The organism is Hymenobacter volaticus (genome assembly GCF_022921055.1).
GTDB classification, from domain to species: Bacteria; Bacteroidota; Bacteroidia; order Cytophagales; family Hymenobacteraceae; genus Hymenobacter; species Hymenobacter volaticus.
Map to the genome: position 1 here is coordinate 2465666 of NZ_CP095061.1, position 17768 is coordinate 2483433.

General features: G+C 53.1%; 15 protein-coding genes and 1 pseudogene. 7 read left to right on the forward strand and 9 right to left on the reverse strand.

Annotated elements, in window-relative coordinates; genetic code table 11:
- Positions 1 to 9: 9 nt before the first annotated feature.
- The 3 genes from MUN86_RS10685 to MUN86_RS10695 all read left to right on the forward strand — a co-directional run bounded on the left by MUN86_RS10685 (position 10) and on the right by MUN86_RS10695 (position 3350).
- Complete coding sequence (locus tag MUN86_RS10685; protein ID WP_245125157.1) at positions 10 to 1953, forward strand: OmpA family protein; 1944 nt, start codon at positions 10 to 12, stop codon at positions 1951 to 1953.
- A gap of 302 nt (positions 1954 to 2255) precedes the next feature.
- Entirely contained in the window at positions 2256 to 2615 is a 360-nt protein-coding gene (locus tag MUN86_RS10690) for a hypothetical protein (protein WP_245125160.1), read from the forward strand.
- Positions 2616 to 2984: 369 nt separating this feature from the next.
- Positions 2985 to 3350, forward strand: a complete 366-nt coding sequence (locus MUN86_RS10695) for a DUF4890 domain-containing protein (protein ID WP_245125162.1) — start codon at positions 2985 to 2987, stop codon at positions 3348 to 3350.
- Between the two features lie 77 nt (positions 3351 to 3427).
- Here the strand turns inward: MUN86_RS10695 and MUN86_RS10700 are convergent, their stop codons facing one another.
- On the reverse strand, positions 3428 to 4714 hold the full coding sequence (locus tag MUN86_RS10700) for a citrate synthase (RefSeq protein WP_245125165.1): 1287 nt from the start codon (positions 4712 to 4714) through the stop codon (positions 3428 to 3430).
- A 515-nt stretch (positions 4715 to 5229) separates the two neighbouring features.
- On the opposite strand from MUN86_RS10700, the gene MUN86_RS10705 reads away from it, so the two are divergent.
- Positions 5230 to 6129 carry an aldo/keto reductase gene (locus MUN86_RS10705; protein WP_245125167.1) on the forward strand — a complete coding sequence of 300 codons (900 nt, stop codon included), beginning with the start codon at positions 5230 to 5232 and terminating at the stop codon, positions 6127 to 6129.
- Positions 6130 to 6195: 66 nt separating this feature from the next.
- Here MUN86_RS10705 and mnmE read toward each other — a convergent pair whose 3' ends face one another.
- The 4 genes and pseudogenes from mnmE to MUN86_RS10725 all read right to left on the reverse strand — a co-directional run bounded on the left by mnmE (position 6196) and on the right by MUN86_RS10725 (position 10856).
- Positions 6196 to 7584 (reverse strand): tRNA uridine-5-carboxymethylaminomethyl(34) synthesis GTPase MnmE, encoded by a 1389-nt coding sequence (gene mnmE / locus MUN86_RS10710; protein ID WP_245125170.1) that lies wholly within the window; start codon positions 7582 to 7584, stop codon positions 6196 to 6198.
- Positions 7585 to 7752: 168 nt separating this feature from the next.
- Positions 7753 to 8418: a metal-dependent transcriptional regulator gene (locus tag MUN86_RS10715; RefSeq protein WP_245125710.1), complete on the reverse strand. Its 666-nt coding sequence runs from the start codon at positions 8416 to 8418 to the stop codon at positions 7753 to 7755.
- Positions 8419 to 8540: 122 nt separating this feature from the next.
- Positions 8541 to 9550: pseudogene (locus MUN86_RS10720) on the reverse strand (3-oxoacyl-ACP synthase III family protein).
- A 106-nt stretch (positions 9551 to 9656) separates the two neighbouring features.
- The gene (locus tag MUN86_RS10725; protein ID WP_245125172.1) at positions 9657 to 10856 is read right to left on the reverse strand and encodes a glycosyltransferase; all 1200 of its coding nucleotides are present in this window, start codon (positions 10854 to 10856) and stop codon (positions 9657 to 9659) included.
- A 142-nt stretch (positions 10857 to 10998) separates the two neighbouring features.
- Here MUN86_RS10725 and MUN86_RS10730 point away from each other — a divergent pair, with 142 nt between their 5' ends.
- Together MUN86_RS10730 and MUN86_RS10735 are read left to right on the forward strand one after the other, a co-directional pair.
- On the forward strand, positions 10999 to 11823 hold the full coding sequence (locus MUN86_RS10730) for a 2,3,4,5-tetrahydropyridine-2,6-dicarboxylate N-succinyltransferase (RefSeq protein WP_245125175.1): 825 nt from the start codon (positions 10999 to 11001) through the stop codon (positions 11821 to 11823).
- Positions 11824 to 11923: 100 nt separating this feature from the next.
- Complete coding sequence (locus MUN86_RS10735; protein WP_245125178.1) at positions 11924 to 12718, forward strand: hypothetical protein; 795 nt, start codon at positions 11924 to 11926, stop codon at positions 12716 to 12718.
- 78 nt (positions 12719 to 12796) lie between these two features.
- Here the strand turns inward: MUN86_RS10735 and msrA are convergent, their stop codons facing one another.
- A complete protein-coding gene (msrA, locus tag MUN86_RS10740; protein WP_245125180.1) occupies positions 12797 to 13336 on the reverse strand; it encodes a peptide-methionine (S)-S-oxide reductase MsrA in 540 nt (179 codons plus the stop codon).
- A gap of 291 nt (positions 13337 to 13627) precedes the next feature.
- The gene (locus MUN86_RS10745; protein ID WP_245125183.1) at positions 13628 to 14518 is read right to left on the reverse strand and encodes a 3-hydroxybutyryl-CoA dehydrogenase; all 891 of its coding nucleotides are present in this window, start codon (positions 14516 to 14518) and stop codon (positions 13628 to 13630) included.
- A 349-nt stretch (positions 14519 to 14867) separates the two neighbouring features.
- Between MUN86_RS10745 and MUN86_RS10750 the strand changes: the two genes are divergently transcribed.
- Positions 14868 to 15038, forward strand: coding sequence for a lmo0937 family membrane protein (locus MUN86_RS10750; RefSeq protein ID WP_206984995.1), 171 nt, complete (start codon positions 14868 to 14870; stop codon positions 15036 to 15038).
- 392 nt (positions 15039 to 15430) lie between these two features.
- Here MUN86_RS10750 and MUN86_RS10755 read toward each other — a convergent pair whose 3' ends face one another.
- Both MUN86_RS10755 and MUN86_RS10760 read right to left on the reverse strand, forming a co-directional pair.
- Positions 15431 to 15958 carry a hypothetical protein gene (locus MUN86_RS10755; RefSeq protein ID WP_245125186.1) on the reverse strand — a complete coding sequence of 176 codons (528 nt, stop codon included), beginning with the start codon at positions 15956 to 15958 and terminating at the stop codon, positions 15431 to 15433.
- 16 nt (positions 15959 to 15974) lie between these two features.
- Entirely contained in the window at positions 15975 to 17597 is a 1623-nt protein-coding gene (locus tag MUN86_RS10760; protein ID WP_245125189.1) for an ABC-F family ATP-binding cassette domain-containing protein, read from the reverse strand.
- Between the last annotated feature and the right edge of the window lie 171 nt (positions 17598 to 17768).

The window sequence follows — 17768 nt, forward strand, 5'->3', positions numbered from 1 at the left end:
TACTGCTCTATGCGCCGATTGTTATCCGTGCCGCTACTGTTGGCTTGCGCGTTGCTGCTGCCACTTAGTGCGGCAGCACAGGCTACGTTGGCTAGTTCTAATACCAAGGCACGTAGCCTATGGGACAAAGCGCAGTCCCAAGTAAAAGACCGCAACTTCGATAAAGCTATTGAGACCTTAACGGTGCTCAATCAGAAGTTTCCGTCGCTGGGTGAGCCGCATGTGCTGCGTGGTTCATTGCTTAAAGCAATGGGTGAGAACCGGCCGGCATTTGAAGCTTACCGCGACGGGCTAGCCAAACTTCCGATGGATCCTGGTCGGGCAACCGACTACTATACGCTTGGCGAGCTAGCTATGAGCTTTGGCGAGTACGAGATTGCTGCTGAAAGCTACAAACGGGTGCTGAAAAGCGGCCCGAAAGGCCAACGCAATGCTGCCCGGGCACAGCGCCAATTGTTGAACTGCGAATTTGCCGCCAAAGCCATGGCCGCACCTATTGGTGTGCAGCCTGAACGGCTAGGCGCTCCTCTTAATACGTTCCGGTTTCAGTACTTCCCCGCGCTTACTGCCGACAACCGCTTTTTGCTCTTCACAGGTCGGCCCGCAGCTGACAGCGGCGAAGACTTGTTTATTTCCCGCATGAACAAGGACGGCAGCACCGGTGACCCGGTGTCCATCTCGCCATTCATCAATACACCTTACAATGAGGGAGCGGGCGCTATTTCTGGCGACGGCAAAACCTTGGTTTTTGCGTCCTGTGACCGGCCCAATTCAGTAGGGAACTGCGATTTGTATATCTCGCGGCGCACTGGTAACAACTGGAGTAAGCCATTGAATCTGGGGCGCACGGTTAATTCGCCGGAATGGGATTCGCAGCCCACGCTTTCCGCCGATGGTCGGACGCTGTACTTTACCTCTACCCGTCGGGGCGGACAAGGCCAGGAAGATATTTACGTAACCACTCTTGATGCCGATGGCAACTGGACTCCAGCCCGCAACCTCGGGCAACCCGTCAACACAGCCGGCAAGGACATGGCCCCATTTATTCACGCTAGTAGCACCACGCTCTACTACGTAACTGATGGGTTGGTAGGCATGGGGGGGCTGGATGTATTCCGGTGCGAACAACAGGCTGCCGGACGCTGGAGTGAGCCCATAAACCTCGGATACCCGCTTAACACACACGAAAACGAAGCCTCGCTATTCATTACTTCAGACAACCGTCGGGGCTTTTGCTCCCGCTCCCGGGCCGCCGAATCAGGGGTTCGGACTGAGCGGGAAAGGCCAGTTGAATTATTCGGCTTTGAGGTACCCGAACAGATTCGTCCCCGTGAAACCAGTACCTATACGCAAGGTCGAGTTTTCGATGCTTTCACCAAGAAGCCCATTAAGGCTGACGTACAGCTCTACGATCTGAATACCGATGAGCTGACCCAATATGTTAGTTCCGATGCCGAAAATGGGGACTACACCGTGGTATTGAATGAGGGCCGTCAGTATGCCATGTACGCCGCGGCCGACAAATACCTCATGAAGAGTTTGAGCTTCGATTACTCAGACAAAAAGAATTTCGACCCGCTTACGCTTGATATCTACCTAGAGCCTGTGCGAGCAGGCCGCAGCATAGTATTGAACAACCTATTTTTTGATACCAAGCAGTACGAGTTGAAGCCAAAGTCACGTACTGAGCTTAACCGGCTAGTTGGATTCATGAAGCAATACCCGGATGTACAAGTGGAGGTTAGCGGCCACACCGATGATGTAGGGTCAGATGATGATAACCTAGCCTTGTCTCAGAACCGAGCTAAATCGGTGTACAGCTACTTAGTTAGTCAAGGGGTGAAAGCGGAACGACTACGCTTTAAAGGCTACGGTGAAAATAAGCCCTTAGTCGCTAATGATTCCGAGAGCCACCGGCAACAAAATCGCCGAATCGAACTGCGAATTCTTTAGAAGTACAATCAAAAAGCAAGTTCAACGCACCATACAAGTCCGACAACTCAAGTTGTCGGGCTTTTTTTGTTTGGTAGTATTCCTTTATGATAAGACTATTAAGATACTGGCAATGAGCATAACAGTATTATTCAACGAAAGCTTTAGATTAGAATAGTTATAAATATTCCTTGCATGTTTAAATAATACTCTATATTTGGGCCACTCAAAATTGTATTCAGCAGGTATTGGCTGTCTTTGTTGAGAGCAGCGTTAGAAGGCCCTTTTTAGCACACTTTTTCACTTTCCCCAATTCATTATCCATGAAAAAAGCTTTTCTCTTTACCGGTATTATCCTGGCTTTGGGTGCTACCGTTTACGCTAGTGGCGATAAAGAATCTACTATTGTTACACGTGCTACAGCGCTCACACGCATCCAGGTTCAGAAAGCTCGCCTTGATGAGGGCCAGTATCTGAGAGTGAAAACTCTTAACATTCGAATGCTCACTGAAATGGAAGACATCAGGAACCGGTTTGCATCGGAGCCAGCTATTCTCGACGAGCGGCTTGCTGTAGCGCAGGCTCGCTACGAGTTAGAACTTACTTCCATTATGCGCCCAGCGCAATTAGCTATGTTCAACCAGGCCCGCAACAGCATGACGGCGCTAAGTGCACCTCACTAGTAAAAGGAGCTAATTGATAGGCCAGCGAAAGACGGCTTCATTAGCGGCAGATATTAACACGTAACTGAGTAGCAGTAGCTCTAGCAGGATTATTGGAACAGCGTTCTGCTAGAGTTACTATAACACTCAAGTAACATCTCGATCAGTAGAAAGCCAATGGGTAGACACAAACCCTGAAGAGGATTTGCAAACCTTGTTATACGGTATATAAGTATCTGAAGGTTGCCTAGAATAGCATCAAAATAAATCTATAAATTATATTGACTTAATTTAATAATGTTGTATATTTAGTACAAGGCTTAGGTAGGTTATCACTACTCTTCCAAAGCTCACCTGTAGTCTGTTCCACTTCACATCTAAAAAACCATCATGAAAAAAATCTTTACTTTCCTGCTCCTATCTGCAATGATTGGCACCAGCCAATTAGCTGAAGCTGGCTCTGGCGACCAAACCAGTCCAAACGCTCGCGCCACCCAGATGGTGAAACAATTAGCCAAGAAGATTCAACTCAGCGAAGGCCAGTACGTGAAAGTGCGCCAGTTGAATTTGCGTCTACTCAATGACGTGCAAGCCGTCAAAACTCAATCGGCAGGCGATGCCGCCGCTATTGACCAGCAACTAGCCGAGCTACAGTCTCACTACGAGTGGGATTTAACTGCCATCCTTGGCCCACGCCAGATGGTAGCCTACAATCAGTCTAAAGCCGATATGATGGCAATGAGCGTAGGCAAGTAATATAGCTTGAACACAAAAAAGCCTGCTTCATTAGTGAAGCAGGCTTTTTTGTGTTCAAATGACTCTGTAAATCAATCCTAGCGGTTCTCGATGCTTACGTAGTCGCGCTCTAACTCACCAGTGTAGATTTGACGAGGACGGCCGATAGGCTCTTTGTTTTCGCGCATTTCTTTCCACTGTGCAATCCAGCCGGGGAGGCGACCCAAGGCAAACATCACCGTAAACATTTCCGTAGGGATGCCAATTGCTTTGTAGATGATGCCTGAATAGAAGTCTACGTTCGGGTACAACTTGCGCTCCACGAAATACGGGTCGGTCAGGGCGGCTTGCTCCAACTCCTGGGCAATCTTCAACAGCGGGTCGTTGATGCCAAGAGCGGATAGTACTTCGTCGGCAGCCTTTTTGATGATCTTGGCACGTGGGTCGAAGTTCTTGTATACGCGGTGACCAAAGCCCATCAAACGGAAAGAATCGTTTTTGTCTTTGGCCTTAGCAATAAACTTGCTGGTATCGCCACCATCGCGCTGGATGGCTTCCAACATCTCAACCACCTCTTGGTTGGCGCCGCCGTGCAGCGGACCCCATAGAGCGTTGATGCCGGCCGAAACCGAACCATAAAGGCTAGCATTGGCTGATCCTACTAGGCGCACGGTGGAAGTAGAGCAGTTTTGCTCGTGGTCGGCGTGCAGAATAAGCAGCTTGTTGAGGGCGCTAACGACTACCGGATTGATTTCATACTTCTCGGTTGGGAAGCTGAACATCATGTACAGGAAGTTCGACGTGTAGTCGAGGTCGTTGCGGGGGTAGTTGAGCGGGTGGCCCTGCGAGTTTTTGTACGTCCAGGCAGCGATGGTTGAGATTTTGGCCATCAAGCGCAGGATGTTCAAATTTATTTCCTCGGCGCTCTGGTCGGGGTCAATGCTCTTGGGGTAGAACGCAGTGAGTGAGCAAATGAGGCTGCTCAGAATGCCCATAGGGTGGGCCGCTGATGGGAAACCATCAAAAATCTTACGCACATCCTCGTGGACCAGCGTGTGCTTGGTGATTTGGAGGCTGAACTCGTCTAACTCAGCCTTGGTCGGCAAGGTGCCATAGATGAGTAGGTAGGCTACTTCCAGAAAAGACGACTTTTCGGCCAACTGCTCGATGGGGTACCCCCGGTAGCGCAAAATGCCTTCCTCGCCATCGAGGAACGTAATAGCGCTTTTGGTTGCACCGGTGTTTTTGTAGCCCGAATCGAGGGTTACGTAACCCGTCTGGTCACGTAGCTTGCCGATGTCGAATGCTTTTTCGTGCTCTGTGCCTTCGATAACGGGCAAGGTGTACGATTTCCCGTCGAGGATAATCTCAGCAGACTCTGCCATAGGAGAGGGGTAGAAGGGTGGTTCAGGGGCTAAGCTAAAGAATAACTGGTAAGCCAGAAAGTAGCAAAACCAGTCGAGTTCTATACTGCGATGCGCCCTGGTATGTTGTGATAGATGAGAAAGTACCTGCAAAGAAACACAGTCCGGTAAAATACGCAGTGTGTTACGCACTTTTTCAGTGATAAATCGGCGAAAATTCGCGGTTGAATTCTGCTTCTTAACCTGACTTTAACTTTTTGCCTGTCAAGCAGACCGTCTAGAAGCGTTGAAGCATTAAATAACGACCGATTTGAGGCAGGCACTAGACTTAAAGGACGAGCTGTTTCAAGCTAGTAGCCTCTTTAGAGGCATAACAAACAAGAAACCATGCAGTCGGGTTTTAAGCAGTCAAAGCAATTGTAGATGAAGGCTGATTGGTTGGGTTTTGGATATGACAACGGACCATTTCCGCTTAGGTAGTGAACTCAATACTTTCTAAGGGAGTATGAAGCTACTAGCTATCAACTGTAGTTTTCATGAAGTACAACGCACTCGGAAAAACCGACCTGCAGGTCAGCGAAATTAGCTTCGGCTGTATGTCCCTCGGCTCTGATCATGCAGCTAACCATACGCTGCTGCACCAAGCGCTAGATCAGGGAATTACGCTTTTTGACACCGCAGACTTATATCAGAAAGGTGAAAACGAGGTAACCGTTGGGAAAGCATTCAAAGGGCGCCGCCAAGAGGTAATTATTGCCACAAAAGTCGGTAATGCGTGGCGGCCAGACGGTAGCGGCTGGGATTGGGTGCCTTCCAAGGAGTATTTGCGGCAAGCAGTAGAGCACAGCCTCCGGCGCCTCGAAACCGACTACATTGACTTGTACCAACTACACGGTGGCACCCTCGACGACCCTATTGATGACATCATCGAAGCCTTTGAACTGCTGAAGCAGCAAGGTAAAATCCGGGCCTACGGTATTTCTTCTATTCGCCCCAACGTGATTCGCGAATACGTGCAACGCTCCCATATTGCCAGCGTGATGATGCAGTACAGCCTACTCGACCGACGGCCCGAGGAAAGCTGCCTGGATTTGCTACAAGAGCAGAACATAGCGGTATTGGCCCGGGGCAGTTTTGCGCAGGGGCTCTTAGCAGGTAAGGCAGCCAAAAGCTACCTGAACTATGCAGAACAAGAGGTAGCTCAAGCGGCAGTCGCGGTACAACAAGTGGCCGATATAAGTCAACGCACAGCGGCGGAAGTAGCTGCCCTCTTTGTACTGCATCACCCGGCTGTAACCTCCGCTGTATTAGGTGTACGTACGGAACAGCATCTCGCGGATGCCTTGCACATAGCTGCCACGCCCTCATTGATGGGTGCTGAAGTTGCGCTATTACAGCAAGCTATACCTCCCAATGTGTATGAGCAGCACCGGTAGGATAGCTACAAACTCAGGAAGGGTTATCAACTGGAGGTTTACTACATGTCGGACCTTGGTCTAATACTACTTGCCGATGCAGAACTGAGTGAAGATGCTGGTCAATAAATCGTCGGAGGATATTTCGCCGGTTATCTCACCTAGGGCAGCCAAGGCCTGGCGCAAGTCGGCAGCGAGAAGTTCGGTGCCAGTTCCTGCGGTAAGTCCCGCCAACACGGCATCCAATGCCTGAGCCGCGGCATCGAGGCTGCGGGCGTGGCGCAGGTTCGTGACGATGGTGCTGCTGCCGGTCCGGTCGAGGCCTTCGTTGCGTACCTGAGTTAGCAAGAGATGGCGGAGTTCGTCGAGGCCGTCGCCGCGGCTAGCGGCAATTAGGACCGTGTCAGGGCGAGTGCGGAAGACGGTAAGCTGGTCGTCGGAGGCTACATCGAGCTTGTTGCCAACTGATAGTACAGGGGTGGCGGCAGGAAGATTGAGTACTTCAATTTCCGCTTGAAGCTCAGTGGGGCTAGTTTCCGTTAAATCAAACAGATATATAACCAGGGCTGCTTGCTTTACTCGCTGCAACGTGCGCTCTACTCCTATAGATTCTACTACGTCGGTAGTGTCGCGCAGTCCAGCCGTATCCACGAAGCGGAAGCGGATACCGTCGAGGCTCACTTCGTCTTCGATCATGTCGCGGGTGGTGCCGGCCACGCTGGAAACAATGGCGCGCTCCTCGTTGAGAAGTGCATTGAGGAGGGTGCTTTTGCCGGCGTTGGGTCGTCCGGCAATTACCGTGGTGACGCCGTTTTTGATGACGTTGCCCAACTCGAAGGAGCGCAATAAACGGCGCACCAACGTCCGAACTTCCTCCAGCAGCGCCAGCAATCCGGTGCGGTCAGCAAACTCAACGTCTTCCTCGCCAAAGTCGAGCTCCAATTCCAGCAAGGCGGCAAACTGTACAAGTCGGGCCCGTAGGTCTTTCAACTCGCGCGAGAATCCACCCCGCATTTGCTGCATGGCCACTTGGTGCGAAAGTTGGGAATCGGCGGCAATCAGGTCGGCTACGGCTTCGGCTTGCGCTAGGTCGAAGGAGCCGTTCAGAAATGCACGCTTTGTGAACTCCCCGGCTTCGGCCAGCCGGGCCCCGCGGCGCGTGAAAAGCAGCAGCAACTGCTGCACGATGTAGTCGGAGCCGTGGCAGCTGATTTCAACCACGTCTTCGCGGGTGTAGGAGTTCGGAGCCCGGAACAAAGATACCACCACCTCGTCGAGGATGCGGCCTTCGTCGCGGATGGTGCCAAAGTGAAGCGTGTGGCTAGGCTGATCAATTAAGCGTTTGCCGGTGAAAGCAGCGGCCACCAAGCTAATTGCCTCCCGGCCCGAAAGACGGACCAGGGCAATGGCACCCGCGCCGGGGGGCGTCGAGAGGGCAACAATAGTATCGGAAAGTGCGGGGGGAAGAGCAGCCACAGACGGGATAGTAGTATGGGCCGCAAAGGTACGCAAGGTAGCCGGGTCGGGCAGTGCTAGGCTCTACGAGAGTATAATGCTCGAGACTATAGAACTGTCTTACGGGTCGTATTTGCTTGTAGGTTCTGTCTAGGAATCAGCACCAGTTGGCAGGGCAAGAAGCGGAATCTATGCCTGATCGGCTACAAATAAATTCCGCCCAACCTCAGGAGAAAGCATAAGAATTGTCGTACTGTTTATTTTGATTTCTAAGGAGTTGTCAAACTCTATTTTATCCAGTACTTCAATATCAGATCCTAGCTTCAAGCCAACCTTGTCGAGGTACTGCAGGAAAGCGGGCGAAGTGTTTTTTACGGCCATAAGACGGCCATGGTCGCCGGGGGCAAGGTCAGCGACGAGACGGTTTCGGGGACGTAGCACGGCACCATCTTCCGTCGGGATAGGGTCGCCGTGCGGATCGAGGCGGGGGAAGCCAAGGAACTCGTCGAGGCGACGAACGAGCAGCGGTGAGTGGATGTGCTCCATCTGTTCGGCTACGTCGTGCACCTCGTCCCAATTAAAGCCTAGCTTCTGCACCAGGAAAACTTCCCACAGCCGATGCTTGCGGATGGTGAGCAAAGCCAATTGCCGGCCTTCGGGCGTGAGCGATACGCCACGGTACCGTTGGTAATGCAACAGTCCTTTTTCCCCGAGCCGACGCAACATATCTGTTACGGAGGCCGCCCGCGTTTGCAGCGCCTCCGCAATGCCATTGGTGCTAACCTCGGAACCTGGCGAGGCTTCGGCTAGCTTGTAAATGGCTTTCAGATAGTTTTCCTCGGTGAAGCTCGGCATAAAGGGCATTTAACAATTAGTCTTTAGCAGTCAATAGGACCCCGCGCACCCCATGGGTATAGATGAGGGGCGCGGGAATCAACGACAAGCAGCTAATTGTAATTGCAAATATTAGATGAAAGCTACCATTTGATTAGCGCCGAAGCCCAAGTGAAACCGGAGCCAAACGCAGCCAGGCAAACTAAGTCGCCGCGCTGAATACGGCCTTCCAGCAGCGCTTCGCTAAGGGCAATGGGCACGCTGGCAGCGGTGGTATTACCGTAGCGCTGAATGTTGCTGAACACCTTGTCGTCGGAGAGGCCCATCTTTTGCTGCACGAATTGCGTGATGCGCAAATTGGCCTGGTGCGGGATGAGCAAGTCGATATCCTGGGACTGATAGCCATTTTGGTCGAGTGCTTCCTTGATAACTTGGGGGAAGCGGACTACCGCGTGCTTGAACACGTTTTGGCCGTTCATGTAAGGATACATATCCAAGGCGTTAGCCACGGCGTAGTCTACGCGGCCTTCCCGGTTGGAGCCGGGCTCTTTCACAATCAGTTCCTCAGCAAACTCGCCCTGCGCGTGCAGATGGGTGCTCAAAATACCGTGTCCTTCACGGGTGCTTGGGCGTAGCACAACAGCCCCGGCTCCGTCACCGAAAATAACTGATACGCCCCGGCCGCGGGTGGTCTTGTCGAGGCCCGATGAATGAATTTCCGAGCCTACTACCAGCACCGTGTCGTACATGCCCGTCCGTACAAACTGGTCGGCCATGCTCAGGGCATACACGAAGCCCGAGCACTGGTTGCGGACGTCGAATGCTGGGATGGGGGCCTGAATGCCTAGTTCGCGCTGCAACAATACCCCGGAACCCGGAAAAAAGTAATCGGGAGAGAGTGTAGCAAAGACGATCATCTGCACGTCGTCGGGGTGAGGCCGGCGGCGTCCAACGCTTTGCGGGCGGCGGCGGCGCCCATGTTGGCTGTGGTATCCTTGCCTTCCTCGAACCAACGCCGCTCCTGGATACCAGTGCGCTCTTGGATCCATTCCTCCGTCGTTTCCATGAGTTGGGTGAGGTCGGCGTTGGTGACTACGCGACTAGGTACATAGTGGCCGACACCGGCAATTTCGGAATGGCGAAGAGTGGACATAGAGATGGGAAATTTTGGAGAGAATCGAGAGAAGAGACGCAAAAGGGTGCCGAAGGTACTAAAACGCCGCAGCCCAATTCAGTAAACGGGCGGCAAAGGTCGACAGTTACTCGATGGAATCCAGTAGACGCCCTAATTTTATGCCTTCCGATGCCCAAAAAGCCTCATCCGGAATGCCTAGCGGATAGAAAATTGGCTTAGCCGGGCTCTGCAACTCCGTGACGGCAAGTAGGGCAGCGGCAGCCTCCGGTATGGAATGCAAGTCAACCACCAAGCCCGCCCCATAACGGCGGATGTACGTTTCCCAAAGCGGGTTAGTGGGAACGAGCATCGGCAGACCATGAGCTAGGTATTCAAACAGCTTGGTGGGCCGACAACGCTCCGAGCTAGGATGCGGCTGGTACAGCAACAGGCCCACGTGGCTTTGCTGAATTTCAGCTACGATGGCGCTGTGCGCGACGGGAGTGCCCCCTTGCACGAGCAGCCGGAGCCAGGGCGGATTCGTTTGCTGTAATTGGTGTAGCGTCTGCAATACAACGGGCTGCTGGCAAAAGCCGATGACCGTTAGCAGCACCCGGCCCGGCCGACGATGATGTAGTTCTTCGGCTAGCTGCAAGGCGTGGTGGATACCATTCAACTCGGAAACCGTGCCTGAATACAGCAGCCGCAACGGTTCGTGCGCCGCAGGCAGGGGCCGCGGCTGCGTGCGGGTCACTTCGTCGGGGGCAGGCTGATACTTGTTTTCCAGAACTACGACGCGGTTGGCGGGAAGTGCATCCAGAAAGGGTAGCTCCTGCGCATAGCTTTCTTCGGCCAAAATCAGGCCGGCGGCGCGGCGAGCGGCCTGGGTTTCCACCCACCGTAGCCCGGCGGCCAGCCAGCGGCGCGTGAAGCCACCGTACACGCGCTGGGTGGATACGTTGAGGGCGTAGTTTTCGCGGATGTCGTAGAGAAGCCGGCGGTTGGCACCTAACCACTGCCATAGTAGCGTGAGGGGCAGCAACTCGGGAGCGTGGACTATCACGAGGTCAGGGCGTAGGCGCTGCAATAGTTGCCAATACCGGCGTTGCGCGCCTAGCCGGGCCCAACTCAGGCGGGTACCATCGAGCAGCGTGTGCAGATGCAGGTTAGCGGGCGTTGGGGGCGGGGCAGCGTGCCGCCCGGCTACGTGCACCGTGGTATGCGGCCGGGCGGTTAAGGTGCCAGCAAATTTGCCGTACATCCGGGTGTCATCCAGAGGCTTGAGCACCGAAGCCAGTAGAATAATGCGAATTGGCGAACCGGAAGGATGAATTGGAGGCGGCATCTTGCCCGCGAAGATGGTAAGTTTGGGGTTGATTGTCGATTGTGCGCTGCTGATTGTTGTAGTGTTGTCAGGTGGCCATGCTCCGCAACCCAATAAATCAGCCCCGAACAGCCGACGCCAAACAACCAACTATTCAACTTTCATGACCGATTTGCAACAAACCATCGAGGCGGCCTGGGCCGACCGCAGTCTGCTTTCTCAAGCCACTACTACCGACGCCATTCACCACGTTATCGAAGAACTGGACAAAGGCCGTTTGCGCGTAGCTCAGCCGGCCGACGACCGGGAAGGTGGCTGGATAGTGAATGACTGGGTGAAGAAGGCCGTTATCCTGTACTTCCCCATTCAGCAGATGGAAACCTTGGAGTTGCCGCCCTTCGAGTACCGCGACAAAATGCGCCTGAAAACTGACTACGCTGGTCAGGGGGTACGCGTGGTGCCGCCGGCTACAGCGCGCTACGGCGCATACCTCGCGTCGGGCGTGATTCTGATGCCGAGCTACGTGAACATTGGCGCCTGGGTAGGCGAGGGAACCATGGTGGATACCTGGGCTACCGTTGGCTCGTGCGCTCAGATTGGCGCTGGCGTCCACTTGAGCGGTGGAGTAGGTATTGGTGGCGTATTGGAGCCCGTGCAGGCCGCACCCGTAATCGTAGAAGACGGCGCTTTTGTGGGCTCGCGTAGCATTTTGGTGGAAGGTTGCTTTGTAGGCAAGGAAGCCGTTATCGGGGCTGGCGTGACCATCACGGGCAGCACCCGCATCATCGACGTGACGGGTGCCGAGCCCAAGGAATACCGCGGCCACGTACCGGCCCGGTCGGTGGTAATTCCGGGTTCGTTGCCCAAGCAGTTTCCGGCCGGCGAGTACCACGTGCCTTGCGCCCTCATCATTGGGCAGCGCAAGCCAAGCACCGACCTGAAAACCAGCCTCAACGACGCTTTGCGCGAGCACAACGTAGCCGTTTAATGCAGTATTGGGCGGGCAGTGATACGGACTTACGCCACAAGCCAATATCTTGCGTGCTTGTGGTCTACCTACTTCCCGCCCATTACTTGATCCTTATCTAATGAACTTCAAAGTTAGTCCCGCTTCCGCCGCGGAAGCCCGTGAGGAAATCCGGACCTATCTGGCCTCTGAGCTGGAATGCGCCCCGGCCGATATCCAGACCAAGGTAATCTACAACACAGAGTTGCCGTGGGTGGATGGCCGTAAGCAAACCTGCTACTTGGTGGAGTGGACTGTGGCCAACGGTCCCGACGGAGTGGCTATGGCCGGCCCTTACACCTACACGCTACCCGACGTTTCGATGGCGGAAGCCAAGCGCCTAGGTACCTTGCACGAGTGGCGCCAGCAGTTAATCAACCTGTATGCCGGTGCCGAAATAGTAGCGCATGCCCGCCTGACGCAGCCCCTCGTGGATGTGCCCGACCCAACCCGGACACGCCTGCTGCTCGAAGCGCTGCAAAATCCGACTGCTCCTCGTGTTGCAGTTCGTTGCTCAGTACGCGAGTTCGTTCGCATCGGTACCGACGAGTACTACATCTTCAACGGCGACTGGGTGCACAACCCGCACTTTTCGTACTCCCCGACTTTTGGTTTCAAGCCCCGCAAGCCTGATCCAACGTTGCAACTGCCTGCGGAGGAAGACATTCGCATCGTACCGCACAAATTTCTGACGCCGGTACCCGCCGTAGGCGCCGACGGTGCACTGCCAGGCGAAGAGGTAAGCTTTATCATGGTCAAAAACGGCCAGGTGGTAGATGCTTCCTGCTCACCTTTGGCTCGCAGCGTGGTCAATAAAGTGGCTATGTTTTACTTTCTCGGTAAGGAAAACGGCCCCTTCGCCATCACAGTTAGCTAGCAGTAGCTGACATGCAAGGCAACAAAAAAGCCCGCTCCAGTTAACTGGAGCGGGCTTTTTTGTTGGTAGCAACCGGTATTATACCGTTGCTTTTTTCAGCTTATCACCGAATACGGCTTGTACCTTCTGCACCTTGGGGCGAACCACAAACTGGCAGTAAGGCTCGTGGCCGTTCTGCTTGTAGTAGTTCTGGTGGTAGTTTTCGGCCGGATAAAAGCTTTTCAACGGCTCGATTTCCGTCACGATTGGCTTGTCGAAAGCTTGGGCATCGTTGAGCTTCTGCTTGTATTCCTCGGCCAGTCGGCGCTGCTCGTCGTTGTGGTAGTACACACCCGAGCGGTACTGCGTACCGGTGTCGTTGCCTTGACGGTTGAGGGTGGTAGGGTCGTGGGTTTTCCAAAACACCTCCAGCAATTCAGCGAAGGTAATCACCTTTGGGTCGTAGGTGATTTGAATTACCTCGGCGTGGCCAGTTAGGCCGCTGCACACTTCCCGGTAAGTAGGGCTGGCAATCCGGCCGTTGGAGTAGCCCGAAACCACTTTTTGCACGCCCTGAAGATCTTGAAAAACAGCCTCGACGCACCAAAAGCAGCCGGCACCAAAAGTTGCGAGTTCCATAGTATTGAAAGTCTTGTTGAATTAAGCTGGCATTTCTTCAAGCCCGCACACGATGAATGGTCGTCTTGTCCAGCTTGAAGGGTAGCTTATACGAGTAAAAGAGAATATAGAGCAGAAAAGTTTACTTGGATGTAGCCACTGCTATTCTGGCGGGTAGGAGCCGCAGAGCCGTTCATTATTTACCTGTGTTAGGGCAGAAAGCAACAAGCCCTCGACGGTACAGGAACGCCAAGGGCTTGCGGAATATAGAATAGTGTTTTCTTAGAAAGAGAAGCTCAGGTTGCTTAAGGTTTACTTCTGAAACCGATCTGCTACCACTAGCTCCTTGGAGCCCGCTGTGTATTTGTAAAACCCTTCCCCCGATTTTACGCCCAGTCGGCCGGCCATTACCATGTTAACTAGCAGTGGGCAGGGCGCGTATTTCGGGTTGCCAAGGCCCTCGTGTAGTACGCGCAGAATGGCCAAGCACACATCCAAGCCAATAAAGTCGGCGAGCTGTAGGGGGCCCATGGGGTGCGCCATGCCTAGCTTCATCACCGTATCAATTTCCTCGACACCGGCCACGCCCTCAAACAAGCTGATGATGGCCTCATTGATCATGGGCATCAGAATGCGGTTGGCCACGAAACCAGGGTAGTCATTGACTTCGGTGGGCGTTTTGCTGAGCTGGCGCGAAAGATCCATTACCTGCTCCGTTACGGCATCGGAGGTAGCGTAGCCCCGAATAACTTCCACCAGCTTCATGACGGGTACTGGGTTCATGAAGTGCATCCCAATAACCTGAGCCGGCCGCTTCGTAACGGCCGCTATTTTGGTGATGGAGATGGAAGACGTATTGGATGCCAGAATAGCTTCCTGCGGCGCGTGTTGATCTAGGTCGCGGAAGATTTGCAGTTTCAGGTCCACATTCTCGGTAGCGGCTTCCACTACTAGTTGCACATCGCGCACCCCGTCAGCAATGCTGGTATGGGTTTGGATGCGGCCGAGGGTAGCTGTCTTATCGGCTTCCGAAAGCGTGCCTTTGGTTACCTGACGGTCCAGGTTTTTGCTGATGGTTTGGAGGGCTTTGTCTAGGGCCGACTGGTTGATGTCGATAAGGGCAACGGAAAACCCGTGCTGAGCAAAGACGTGAGCAATACCATTGCCCATTGTACCTGAGCCAATAACGGCGACATGCATCATGCTACAAATACTATAAAAGTGGATGGGAGGGGTGACTTACCGGGAATACATCGGCAGTAACAAAGCTAATCTGAAAACTTCGACCCGTATGCCCAAGGTCTCGGGGGAGATTGTTTGCCTTAAATGTTTTGGGAAACGCCAGAAAAATTTTCATACTATGAAAGTGTCCTAGCGCTTAATTAGCGAGGTTTTTCTGGAAACACACCAGAAAAAGCCAAGATTTTTTAATCCCGATATATCCTTTTAATACCGGCCGCGTACAAATCCGCAGTCCAGCTTGAAATACGGGAATTTCCGGTGTCGAGCAGGAGCCTTCTTTTCCATCTCTCTCAATCAAATTCCATCCACCATGGGAAACCTATTGTACATCATTGCCGTCGTGCTCATCCTTATTTGGGCATTGGGTTTTTTCGGCGTTCTGGGAACTGGTATGCAGGGTAATAACCTGATTCACATTCTGTTGGTTATTGCTATCATTGCCATCTTGCTGCGTGTAATCCGCGGCGGCCGGGTAGTATAGCTTCCATCGCGGAGCTAACTACTGCCTGATAATTTTTGTCTGAAAACACAAAAAAGCCTCCCGATGCATCGGGAGGCTTTTTTGTGTTTAGTCAAGAACACGCTTATTTACCTAAATTGATCAACAAGTTGAGGCGTATCTCGGGCTGACCATAAGGAGAGGTACTATTCCCATCTGTATCTATGCCATCATTGAAGTTGTAGAGCACTACAATGTCAGCCGCTATTCTATCGCTGAAAGAGCTACGGTAACCAGCTCCCCGAGTGGGGTTTTTAGCGTGCGATTACGCTCATAGCCCTGCCCTTGATAGGTGAATTTTGCATTCGTGCGGGTTACTTCATACTCAGCATGTAGGAAGAACTGCTTATACACCATGTACTGGGCGAATACCTTTAATCCAAGGTTATTGGATACAATGGTGGGGGATAGTTATACTGTTGCTGGGTAAAGTCAGAATAACTGTTATGGGTGTATGAATAGCTTATACCAGGACCAATTGCGAATTTCTCTGAAATTCGGATGCCTAATGCTGGTGCAATGCTCGCATTAAACTGTCCGTCGCCATAATAGCTACTGTAGCCCAACCCAAAATTGGTATACAGGAAGTATTTGCGCAGCGGTGGCGGAGGCGCGGCTACACCGGGCCGGTTTGGTAGTTCCAAACCCGAAGGGCTGTCGGTAGAAGGACGGGTCGGGATTGGCTCGTTGGCAGGTGGGGGCACGGGCACCGGCACCTCCTGGCGTGGGGCCGGCGTAGTAGGAGCGGGAACTGGACGCGGCGCGGCGCCAGGAGGCGCCGTGTTCAGCTGGGGTTTTACCGTGGAGGTGCTGTCAGTGCGCTGGGCGAAGGCAGCAGGAGCCGCCAACAGCCCAGCACCAACCAGGAGAATTGCGAATAGGGGACGTTGCAGAGCGTTCATACCTTCAGGTAACGCATTAGGAAACTAATTGGTATTTGCGCTGGCGGAGCGCTTTCACGTTTTCATCCGCCAGGTATTCCTCGTAACTCATGCGCCGGTCAATGATGCCGTCGGGCGTAAGCTCAATGATGCGGTTCGCTACGGTTTGAATGAATTGTAAGTCGTGCGAAGCGAAAAGCAGCGTACCGCCAAATTCGCCTAAGCTGTTGTTCAAAGCAGTGATGCTTTCTAGGTCCAAATGGTTGGTTGGGTCATCGAGAACCAACACGTTGCCCGACTCCATCATCATCTTGCTGAGCATGCAGCGCACTTTTTCGCCTCCGCTCAACACGTTCGACTTCTTCTGTGACTCTTCACCCGAGAACAACATCCGGCCCAAGAACCCACGGATAAACGATTCGTCTTTCTCCGTCGAATACTGGCGAAGCCAGTCTACTAGGTTTAGGTCGGTGTCGAAAAACTCGGAGTTCTCTTTAGGGAAGTAAGAAGGCGTGATAGTGGTGCCCCACTTGAAATCGCCGGTATCGGGCCGGATCTGCTGGAACAGAATGTCGAAGAGGAGGGAAGCGGCCCGGTCGTCGCGCCCAACAATCGCTACTTTATCTTTCTTGTCGAGCGAGAAAGATACGTTGCTGAATACCACTTGACCGTCCACCTTCTTGCTCAGGTTTTCTATGGTCAGCAGTTGGTTGCCGGCTTCGCGCTCGGGTTTGAACGCAATGTAAGGGTACTTGCGCGAGCTAGGCTTGATTTCTTCAAGCGTAAGCTTTTGGAGCAGCTTCTGGCGTGAGGTAGCTTGCTTGCTCTTTGAAGCGTTGGCTGAGAAACGACGCACAAACTCTTCCAGTTCTTTGCGCTTGTCTTCTGTTTTCTTGTTTACTTCTTGGCGCTGGCGCAAAGCCAACTGGCTGCTCTCGTACCAGAACGAGTAGTTGCCGGGATACATGGTGATCTTCGAGAAATCGAGGTCGGCCATGTAGTTGCAGACGGCATCGAGGAAGTGCCGGTCGTGGCTTACCACAATTACGGTGTTCTGAAACGAATCGAGGAAGTTCTCGAGCCAGAGCACAGTTTCGGCATCGAGGCCGTTGGTTGGTTCGTCGAGCAGCAGTACATCGGGGTTGCCAAACAGCGCCTGGGCCAGCAGCACCCGCACTTTGTCGGAGCTGCCGAGGTCGCCCATCTGGGTGTAGTGCTTGTCTTCCCCAATGCCAAGACCAGACAACAATTCAGCGGCTTCGTATTCGGCATTCCACCCTTCGAGGTCGGCAAATTCACCTTCCAGTTCAGCGGCCCGCTCGCCATCCGCATCCGAAAAGTCGGACTTGGCGTACAGCGCATCTTTTTCCTCCATCACCTTCCACAGCCGCTCGTGTCCCCGAATAACGGTTTGCAGTACTGGATGAGCGTCGTAAGCAAATTGATCCTGCCGCAGCACGGAGAGGCGCGCGTTTGGTGGCATGGTTACCGAGCCCGTATTGGGCTCAATCTCACCGGATAGAATCTTTAGAAAGGTTGATTTGCCAGCACCGTTGGCCCCAATAAGGCCATACACGTTGCCGGGCATGAATTTGATGGTAACGTCTTCAAACAGTACACGCTTGCCATAGCGCAGGCTGACATTGGAGGTGCTGATCATATGTAAAAGAGAGACAGGAAAATCGAGAAAGAAGAGAGTAAGGCCTTTATGACAAAAAGTAATTGGCCCGCAAAAATACGTAAAATGTACGCGTGCCAGCTTTAATATAATATTTTCTGAATAAGGACTTTAAGGCACTCACAGGATTAGAGATACACTCCAAAGCAGGAG

What these genes read in the sequence shown, in the direction of transcription:
- MUN86_RS10685 (WP_245125157.1), top strand. Translation starts at nt 10, where the DNA reads ATGCGCCGATTGTTATCCGTGCCGCTACTGTTGGCTTGCGCGTTGCTG.
- MUN86_RS10690 (WP_245125160.1), top strand. Translation starts at nt 2,256, where the DNA reads ATGAAAAAAGCTTTTCTCTTTACCGGTATTATCCTGGCTTTGGGTGCT.
- MUN86_RS10695 (WP_245125162.1), top strand. Translation starts at nt 2,985, where the DNA reads ATGAAAAAAATCTTTACTTTCCTGCTCCTATCTGCAATGATTGGCACC.
- MUN86_RS10700 (WP_245125165.1), bottom strand. Translation starts at nt 4,714, where the DNA reads ATGGCAGAGTCTGCTGAGATTATCCTCGACGGGAAATCGTACACCTTG.
- MUN86_RS10705 (WP_245125167.1), top strand. Translation starts at nt 5,230, where the DNA reads ATGAAGTACAACGCACTCGGAAAAACCGACCTGCAGGTCAGCGAAATT.
- MUN86_RS10715 (WP_245125710.1), bottom strand. Translation starts at nt 8,418, where the DNA reads ATGCCGAGCTTCACCGAGGAAAACTATCTGAAAGCCATTTACAAGCTA.
- MUN86_RS10725 (WP_245125172.1), bottom strand. Translation starts at nt 10,856, where the DNA reads ATGCCGCCTCCAATTCATCCTTCCGGTTCGCCAATTCGCATTATTCTA.
- MUN86_RS10730 (WP_245125175.1), top strand. Translation starts at nt 10,999, where the DNA reads ATGACCGATTTGCAACAAACCATCGAGGCGGCCTGGGCCGACCGCAGT.
- MUN86_RS10735 (WP_245125178.1), top strand. Translation starts at nt 11,924, where the DNA reads ATGAACTTCAAAGTTAGTCCCGCTTCCGCCGCGGAAGCCCGTGAGGAA.
- msrA (WP_245125180.1), bottom strand. Translation starts at nt 13,336, where the DNA reads ATGGAACTCGCAACTTTTGGTGCCGGCTGCTTTTGGTGCGTCGAGGCT.
- MUN86_RS10745 (WP_245125183.1), bottom strand. Translation starts at nt 14,518, where the DNA reads ATGATGCATGTCGCCGTTATTGGCTCAGGTACAATGGGCAATGGTATT.
- MUN86_RS10750 (WP_206984995.1), top strand. Translation starts at nt 14,868, where the DNA reads ATGGGAAACCTATTGTACATCATTGCCGTCGTGCTCATCCTTATTTGG.
- MUN86_RS10755 (WP_245125186.1), bottom strand. Translation starts at nt 15,958, where the DNA reads ATGAACGCTCTGCAACGTCCCCTATTCGCAATTCTCCTGGTTGGTGCT.
- MUN86_RS10760 (WP_245125189.1), bottom strand. Translation starts at nt 17,597, where the DNA reads ATGATCAGCACCTCCAATGTCAGCCTGCGCTATGGCAAGCGTGTACTG.